This window comes from Aeromicrobium sp., assembly GCF_050700635.1.
GTDB lineage: Bacteria > Actinomycetota > Actinomycetes > Propionibacteriales > Nocardioidaceae > Aeromicrobium.
On record NZ_JBOHDT010000053.1, the window covers coordinates 1 to 7,528 of the forward strand.

The 7,528-nt window shown below is 67.3% G+C and carries 10 protein-coding genes; 7 read left to right on the plus strand and 3 right to left on the minus strand.

All coding sequences use genetic code 11. The features are described from left to right. Positions 1 to 565, plus strand: a 565-nt coding sequence (locus tag ACRDPN_RS03735; RefSeq protein ID WP_431445989.1) for an MFS transporter, incomplete at its 5' end; no start/stop codon positions are given. A 19-nt stretch (positions 566 to 584) separates the two neighbouring features. On the opposite strand, the gene ACRDPN_RS03740 is transcribed toward ACRDPN_RS03735, so the two are convergent. Next, a complete protein-coding gene (locus ACRDPN_RS03740) occupies positions 585 to 1,103 on the minus strand; it encodes an HD domain-containing protein (protein WP_431445990.1) in 519 nt (172 codons plus the stop codon). Between the two features lie 42 nt (positions 1,104 to 1,145). On the opposite strand from ACRDPN_RS03740, the gene ACRDPN_RS03745 reads away from it, so the two are divergent. From ACRDPN_RS03745 to ACRDPN_RS03765, 5 genes are all read left to right on the plus strand, one after another. Further along, on the plus strand, positions 1,146 to 1,553 hold the full coding sequence (locus tag ACRDPN_RS03745) for a (deoxy)nucleoside triphosphate pyrophosphohydrolase (RefSeq protein WP_431445991.1): 408 nt from the start codon (positions 1,146 to 1,148) through the stop codon (positions 1,551 to 1,553). Between the two features lie 9 nt (positions 1,554 to 1,562). Continuing rightward, positions 1,563 to 1,994, plus strand: a complete 432-nt coding sequence (gene paaI, locus ACRDPN_RS03750; protein ID WP_431445992.1) for a hydroxyphenylacetyl-CoA thioesterase PaaI — start codon at positions 1,563 to 1,565, stop codon at positions 1,992 to 1,994. Beyond that, positions 1,991 to 3,259, plus strand: a complete 1,269-nt coding sequence (paaK, locus tag ACRDPN_RS03755) for a phenylacetate--CoA ligase PaaK (RefSeq protein WP_431445993.1) — start codon at positions 1,991 to 1,993, stop codon at positions 3,257 to 3,259. The genes paaI and paaK overlap by 4 nt, the downstream gene beginning before the upstream one ends. A 142-nt stretch (positions 3,260 to 3,401) precedes the next feature. Continuing rightward, positions 3,402 to 3,638 (plus strand): FitA-like ribbon-helix-helix domain-containing protein, encoded by a 237-nt coding sequence (locus tag ACRDPN_RS03760; protein WP_431445994.1) that lies wholly within the window; start codon positions 3,402 to 3,404, stop codon positions 3,636 to 3,638. After that, positions 3,635 to 4,069 carry a type II toxin-antitoxin system VapC family toxin gene (locus ACRDPN_RS03765; RefSeq protein ID WP_431445995.1) on the plus strand — a complete coding sequence of 145 codons (435 nt, stop codon included), beginning with the start codon at positions 3,635 to 3,637 and terminating at the stop codon, positions 4,067 to 4,069. The genes ACRDPN_RS03760 and ACRDPN_RS03765 overlap by 4 nt, the downstream gene beginning before the upstream one ends. Before the next feature lie 210 nt (positions 4,070 to 4,279). On the opposite strand, the gene ACRDPN_RS03770 is transcribed toward ACRDPN_RS03765, so the two are convergent. Both ACRDPN_RS03770 and ACRDPN_RS03775 read right to left on the minus strand, forming a co-directional pair. Then, positions 4,280 to 5,530, minus strand: coding sequence for an alkaline phosphatase family protein (locus ACRDPN_RS03770; protein ID WP_431445996.1), 1,251 nt, complete (start codon positions 5,528 to 5,530; stop codon positions 4,280 to 4,282). Continuing rightward, the gene (locus ACRDPN_RS03775) at positions 5,530 to 7,095 is read right to left on the minus strand and encodes an alkaline phosphatase D family protein (protein ID WP_431445997.1); all 1,566 of its coding nucleotides are present in this window, start codon (positions 7,093 to 7,095) and stop codon (positions 5,530 to 5,532) included. The genes ACRDPN_RS03770 and ACRDPN_RS03775 overlap by 1 nt, the downstream gene beginning before the upstream one ends. 189 nt (positions 7,096 to 7,284) lie before the next feature. Here ACRDPN_RS03775 and ACRDPN_RS03780 point away from each other — a divergent pair. Continuing rightward, on the plus strand, positions 7,285 to 7,528 hold a 244-nt coding region (locus ACRDPN_RS03780; RefSeq protein WP_431445998.1), incomplete at its 3' end, for an alpha/beta hydrolase.

The window sequence follows — 7,528 nt, forward strand, 5'->3', positions numbered from 1 at the left end:
GATGATCCTGCTTCCGCTGTACCTTCAGGACCTGCGCGGCCTGTCCGCGATGCAGACCGGCGCGCTGGTCATGCCCGGTGGCATCGCGATGGGACTGCTCGGTCCGCGGGTCGGTCACCTCTACGACAAGGTCGGCTCGCGTCCGCTGGTGATCCCCGGCTCGATCGTCATGGTCGCCGCCCTGGCAGCACTGAGCCGCGTGGACGTCGACACGCCGTTCTGGCAGATCCTCGCCGCGCACGTCGTGCTCATGGTGAGCCTCGCGACGATCTTCACGCCGGTGTTCACGCTGGGCCTCGGTGCCCTGCCACAGGAGCTGTACTCGCACGGCAGCTCGATCCTGGGCACGCTGCAGCAGGTCGCTGGCGCGGTCGGCACGGCCGTGCTCGTCGTGATCCTCGAGAACCGCACCACCTCCATGATCGAGTCCGGGGCGGCGCCAGACGCGGCGTTCGTCAACGGCCTGCAGTGGGCCTTCGTGGTCGGTGCGATCTTCGGGGCCGTCGTCATCGCCCTCTCCGTGTTGCTGCCGAGCAAGGCCGATCAACCGGCCAGCATGCACTGATGACAAGCCGGCGCAGTAGTCAGTAATCGAGGAGCAGACTTGGGTTGACGCGGCGCAGGATGCGTTCGACGTCCTCTCGGCGTGCGACGGCAAACAGCATCGCGCGGGCTGCGGCGTAGCGCGGGGTCGGCTTCTCGCCGGTCATCCGCTTCAGCGCACTGACCCGGTCGGGACGTGAGTTGTGGGCGTTGTCGGAGATCTTCACCAGGGTGGCGTCGGGTGAGGAGCAGATCCGCTCGATCCCCTCGAGGTAGCTGAGCTCGGGGTGCAGGTTGCGCGAGACGAGCCCGATCGCCGCCATGGATCGTGGGGAGACGCCGTGCTCTCGAAGGTCGTCGAGTGTGAGGTCGGTGTCTTCGACGACGTCGTGGAGCATCGCCGCGATCTGCACCTCCGGATCGAAATCGACGAGGCCGTCAGCCACCGCCGCGACGTGCTTGATGTACGGGACACCAAGCTTGTCGACCTGGCCTGCGTGGGCTCGGCGAGCGATGGCGTACGCGGACTCGACGGTCGCGCGTTCGTCGTCGGCAGTCATCACCTGCCAGCGTACGACTGACTCGGCCCTAGGGTGGTCGGCATGCAACTTGTCGTCGGCGCGGTCATCGTCGACTCGCTGGCCAATCCGCGACAGGTTCTCGCGACCAGGCGCACGCGGCCCGAGGCGTTGAAGGGCAAGTGGGAGTTTCCGGGGGGCAAGGTCGAGGACGGCGAGGCGCCCGATGATGCGTTGATCCGCGAAGTCCAGGAGGAGCTGGACGTGACACTCATGCTGGGGCACGAGATCACGCCTTCGGGTGGGGCTTGGCCGATCTCGGACCGATTCGCGCTTCGGATCTTCACGGCTGAGATCTTCGTCGGAACCCCGAGGCTGCGGGTATCGCACGACCAGGTGATCTGGCTCTCGGTCGACGAATTGACGAGCGTCGACTGGCTCGACGCCGATCTTGCGGCACTACCCGCCGTCGCTCAGGAGCTGAGGTCGTAGCCTGAGGCGGTGAGCCCCGGGGAGATCGCGCGACGCAGTGCCGAGGCGATGTGGGTCGGTGACCGGGCGAGTCAGTGGCTGGGGATGGAGCTGGTCGACATCGGGCCGGGGACCGCGACGATCGAGGCCCAGATCCGTGACGAGATGGTCAACGGGCACGACATCGGGCACGGCGGCATTACGTTCTGCGTCGCCGACTCGGCGTTCGCGTTTGCGTGCAACTCCTACAACCGGATCACGGTGGCAGCCGGCGCCGAGATCCGTTTCCGCAGGCCGACGCGACTTGGCGACACGCTCGTTGCAGTCGCGACAGAGCGCAGTCGCGAGGGACGCGACGGCGTCTACGACGTCACCGTCACCGTCGGTGAAGACGTCGTCGCTGAATTCGTCGGACGGAGCAAGGAGATTGGCGGCGTGCTCTATGAGGAGGAGACTGCATGAGCGGTGAGATCCCGACCCTGTCCAGAGCCGAGCTCGAGGATGTTCAGCTCGAGCGACTGAAGGACACGCTGAGGAGAGCCGAGCGGAACGTCCCGCACTACCGGCAGGCATTCGCCGCGGCCGGCGTCACAGCCGACGACTTCAAAACCCGCGAGGACCTGGCCAAGTTCCCGTTCACCGCCAAGGCAGACCTTCGCGAGAACTACCCGTTCGGCATGTTCGCCGTCCCGCGCGAGCAGGTCGCCCGCGTCCATGCGTCCAGCGGCACGACCGGCAAGCCGACCGTCGTCGGCTACACCCAGGCCGACGTCGACACCTGGGCCGAGCTGATGGCCCGCTCCATCCGCGCGGCCGGCGGCGCGCCGGGCGACGTCGTGCACATCGCCTACGGCTACGGCCTGTTCACCGGCGGGCTCGGCGCGCACTACGGAGCCGAACGGCTGGGCTGCACCGTCGTGCCCGTCAGCGGCGGGATGACCGAACGCCAGGTGCAGCTCATCACCGACTTCCAGCCGCGGGTCATCATGGTCACGCCGTCGTACTTTCTCGCGATCCTCGACGAGATGGACGCCCAGGGGATCGACCCGCACCAGACGTCGCTCGAGGTCGGCATCTTCGGCGCCGAGCCCTGGACCGACGAGATGCGTCACGCCGTCCAGGAGCGCTCCGGTATCCGCGCCGTCGACATCTACGGCTTGTCGGAGGTGATGGGGCCGGGCGTCTCGCAGGAGTCCGGCGAGACGCAGGACGGCCTGCACGTCTGGGAGGACCACTTCCTGCCCGAGATCATCGACCCCGAGACCGGCGAGGTGCTCCCCGACGGAGAGCGCGGCGAGCTGGTGTTCACGTCGCTGACCAAGCAGGCGATGCCAGTGATCCGCTACCGCACCCGCGACCTCACCCGGCTGCTGCCCGGCACGGCGTTCCCGGCGTTCCGCCGCATGGAGAAGGTCACCGGCCGCACCGACGACATGATGATCGTCCGCGGCGTCAACGTGTTCCCCAGCCAGATCGAGGAGCAGATCCTCACCATCGACGGCCTGTCACCGCACTACCTGTGCGTCCTGACCCGCCCGGGCAACCTCGACGAGCTCACGGTGCTGGTCGAAGCCGCAGGGGAGGACGCCGTGAACTTCACGCTCGGCCCACAGCTGGTCGACCGCATCAAGCAGCGCATCGGCGTCACCGCGAAGGTCGAGGTCCTCGCGCCGGACGGCATCGAGCGCTCCCTCGGGAAGGCCAAGCGCATCAGCGACCGGCGCTGACGATCCACAGAACGGACGGCCGGGCTCGGCGTTCACAGCTCCGTTCCGGCAGGCACCGATCGGCTCGGCGTCGACCTGGCGTCGAAGAATGACCCGGCCTACAGAAGCGATATCAAGTGTGTGGAGTAATAGCATCGAGGTCATGGCTGCCGTGACGATTCGCAACATCCCCGACGCGACCCACCGCGCGCTCAAGGCTCGGGCCGCGCGCAACGGACGCAGCACCGAGGCGGAGATCCGCGAGATCCTGGCCGACGCGGTCGCCATCCCCGAGGACGAGGGCCTGGGGACCAGACTCGCGCGGTACAACATGAATTTCGATCTCGATCTGGACCAGGTTCGGGGTACCGACGAGCCACGTGCTGCCGACTTCTCGTGATCATCCTCGACACGATCGTGGTATCGGAGCCGATGCGTCCGCAACCTGATAGCGCCGTCATGGAATGGCTCAATCGGCAGGCTTCCCAGACCATCTTCATTTCGGCAGTGACCGTGAGCGAGTTGCTCCTCGGTGTGGAACTGCTGGTCGCGGGCCGTCGCAAGACGAAGCTGTCACACGACGTGGCGGAGATCGTTGCGAGTGATTTTGCCGACCGCATCCTCGACTTCGACACCAGGGCAGCGGAGGAATACGCGATCCGCATGGCGAAGGTGCGGCGCGACGGTGTGGCTGTCGAGCGGGCTGATGGACAGATCGGCGCCATCGCGGCATCCCATGGGTTCGCCGTGGCCACCCGTGACGTCGAGCCCTTCTCGGCGCTCGGCGTTCCCGTCATCGATCCTTGGTCTGCCGCGGGCACGCAAGGCTGAGACGATCAGTCATGCGCAGCGAAGTCACGATCGTCAGCCACGTTGTGCACCTGTCCGCCCGGCACTACCCGGCCGAGACCGATGACCTCACCACCTCGCGCGCGCGGTGGTCCGCGCGGCCAGAACCACCCTCCCCGCAGCCCGGCGTTCGTGGCCCTGCTGTTGCTTCCGATGCCGCGCGGAGGAGTCGTACGCCTTGACCAGGCTGGCTCAGAGGCGCGAGAGACCTTCCCAGCCAGAAGCAGGCGCCTTCAGGCCGAAGTAGCCACCCAGGGTGGGCGCGACGTCCATCGTGTGTGCCTTCGCGGACCTGGCGACGCCCTTGCGGACCTCGGCCGCCCCACCACCGATGAAGAAGGGGATCGGCTCCGAGGCGGGGTGACCGTGGTTGCCCGGGATCGGGTTGTTCTGCGGACCGGGATCGCTGAACCGCCATCCTGCCTTGCAGTAGACGAGCAGGTCACCGGCATTGGGCCCGAGCCCCAGGCCCGGGGTCTGGCTGATGACATGTGCCTGGAAGACGCCGTCTGTGGCCTGGGCGAGCGCTCGCATCTTGGTCAGTGCGGCCGCCTTCTCCCCGCTGGGGCCGGTCCAGTAGACGAGATCCGCGCCGCCGTTCTGCGCGATCTCGAACTTGCCCGCCAGGCTGGGTTCCGCCTTGAAGACCGGGGTGAGGCTGATCGTCTGCGCGGGCACCGACCAGTCCATCGAGTGGTCGGCGAGCACGATGACCATCGAGGAGGCCCATCGACCCGAGGACTTCAGCATGTCCACGAACCGACCGACCAGGGCGTTCGTCGAGGCCAGCGCCGCGGCGCGTTCGAGCTTGAGCGTGGTTCCGGTGATGTCGGCGTGGCCGACCCGGTCGACGTCACCGAGGTTGACGAAGACGAACTCGGGGTCGAACTCCTCGACCATTGTCACAGCGGCGTCCATGGTGGCGGCGTCCGGCGAATGGTCCGAGACAGGGATGACGGGGGAGGGCTCCCAGCGGTGGGTGGCGCGGTCGCCGAAGACCGAGTAGAGGTACTCCTTCGACAACACCGTGCCCGTCGTACGACCCGAGGCGTTGAGCTGCTCGATGATCGTGGCGACCTTGATGTCGGTCGGCCGGTCGCAGTGCCGGATCTCGCCCAGCGTCCGGTCGAAGATCTCGTTGGCCGGCACGCCGTTACGCGCCGGCCGGCAGCCGGTCATCATCATCACGTGGTTGGGGATGGTCTCCATCACCGGCAATGATCGGGCCGCCGGGTACCACGTCCCGGCGTCGCGGAGAGCCTTGAGGTTCGCCATGGCGTCGATCTCGCCAGGCCGGCAACCGTCGACGACCAGCACGTAGGCGCGCTTGCGAGCAGTGGCCGCGCCCGCCGGGGCACCCGCCACGGACGAGAACACCATCGCTGCGCCGGACGCCACCGCAACCTTCAGGAAGGTACGGCGACTGGCCGGTACGCCGGCCATCAGGAACCCACCGGCCCGAAGACCTGGCGAACCGTCTGGCTGCCCGCGGTGGTGGCCCACGACGTGGTCCAGCTGACCCCGGCCGTCTTGCTGGCGCGGTCTCCGATGATGTACCAGTCCATCTGTGCTCGCTTCGGGGTGATGTCGAGGACCGAGAACCCGTGGTCGTCGAAGTTGAGGTACTTGATGTGCGGGTTGTTGGTCTTGAGCCCCTCCTCGGCCGCGATGCTCGTCGTACGACGCGGCGTCCCGGTGATGTCCTTGAGGTTGTTCGAGGTCACCGAGGTGGCCACGAACTCGACTCCGACCGAGTCCTTGGTCCCGACATAGGTCGCCTTGTCGGCGGGCAGGTCGCAGGCCCAGCCCGAGTGGATGTCGCCGGTGACGAACAACGAGTCCGTCACGCCGTTGTCACGCAGATGCTCGAACACCTCGCGGCGGTCGTCGGTGTAGCCGTCCCACTGGTCGACGTTGTACGGCGCGCCCTCCGGAGGCAGCAGCCCTACCGTGTCGTTGACCGGCTTGATCAGGTCGCGGGGGAGGCCGGCGAAGGTGACCGGTGCGATCATCACCGGGTTGCCGACGAGCTTCCACTGGGACACCCGGCGGGTCAGCGAGTCCTTGAGCCAGTCCATCTGCTGGCGACCGGTGATGGTCCGGGCGGGGTCGGCCTGTGCCGGGTCCACCTGCGCGGCGAGCTGCGCGTCTCGGTAGGTGCGCAGGTCGAGCATGCTGATCTCGGCCAGGTCACCGAACGTCAGCCGGCGGTAGAGCGTGGTCCCGTCACCGAGCTGGGCAGTGCCGTTCATCCGCACCGGCATCCACTCGTCGTACGCCTTGTGGCTGGCGGCACGTCTCGCAGCCCATGAGCCCTCGCCCGGGTTGTGGTTCTCGGCGCCGTCCTTGAACGCGTCGTTGGTCGACTCGTGGTCGTCCCACGTGACGATGAAGGCGTACTTGGCATGCAGGCGCTGCAGGTCGGCGTCCCGCTTGTACTGGCCGTGCCTGCGGCGATAGTTGCCGAGGTTCAGGATCTCGTGCGTGGGCTCGTGGGTGCGGATGTCCTTGTCGCCCTGTCCGTAGCCGTACTGGCCGGGTCCGTACTCGTAGATGTAGTCCCCGAGGTGGATCACGGCGTGCAGGTCGTCGCGGTCCGCGAGGTGCCGGTAGGAGCTGAACCATCCGGCCTGCAGGTTGCTGCAGGAGACGACACCGAGCCTGAGGTTGGCCGGTGACGACGTCGCCGCTGGGGCGGTGCGCGTGCGACCGACTGCGCTGCGTACGGAGCCGTAGCTGAACCGGTAGTAGTAGGTCCGCCCGGGCTGCAGTCCGGTGGCGTCGACCTTGACGGTGTGGTCGCGGCCCGGCCCGGTGCTGAACTTGCCGGCGCGGACGATGCGGGTGAACCGGTTGTTGGTCGAGACCTGCCAACCGACCACGACGTTGGGTCCAACCCCCGACCCCGGCTTGCTTGCCGTGGTCGGGGTGACTCGCGTCCACAGGATCACGGAGGTCGGACGCGGGTCCCCGGAGGCGACGCCATGGGCGAACTGAGCGATGGGCATGCCTTCTCAACGACACAGGACCCGCTCGGTCATGGAGTGTCAATGTGATCTGGCCCTTTCCGGGGTCAATTCATCTTTGGTTCACGGGGTTTTGCAACGCTGGGGCCACGAGTCCCCGTTGGCCGATCCCCAACTGGGTCAGGTGCGGTAAACCAATTTCGGCCCAGTCATCGGTGGCACGATCGACCCATGCGCAGCGACGTCACGATCATCAGCCACGGGGTGCACCTGTCGGCCTGGCACTACCCGGCTGAGACCGACGACCTCAGCACGCCGCGCGGACGGCCGTGCGTCGTAATGGCGCATGGGTTCGGGTGCACGAAGGACTCCGGGCTGGAGCCGTTCGCGGAGCGGTTCGCGGCCACCGGGGCCGACGTCGTCGTGTTCGACTACCGCGGGTTCGGGATGTCCGAGGGGGAGCAGCGGCAGTTCG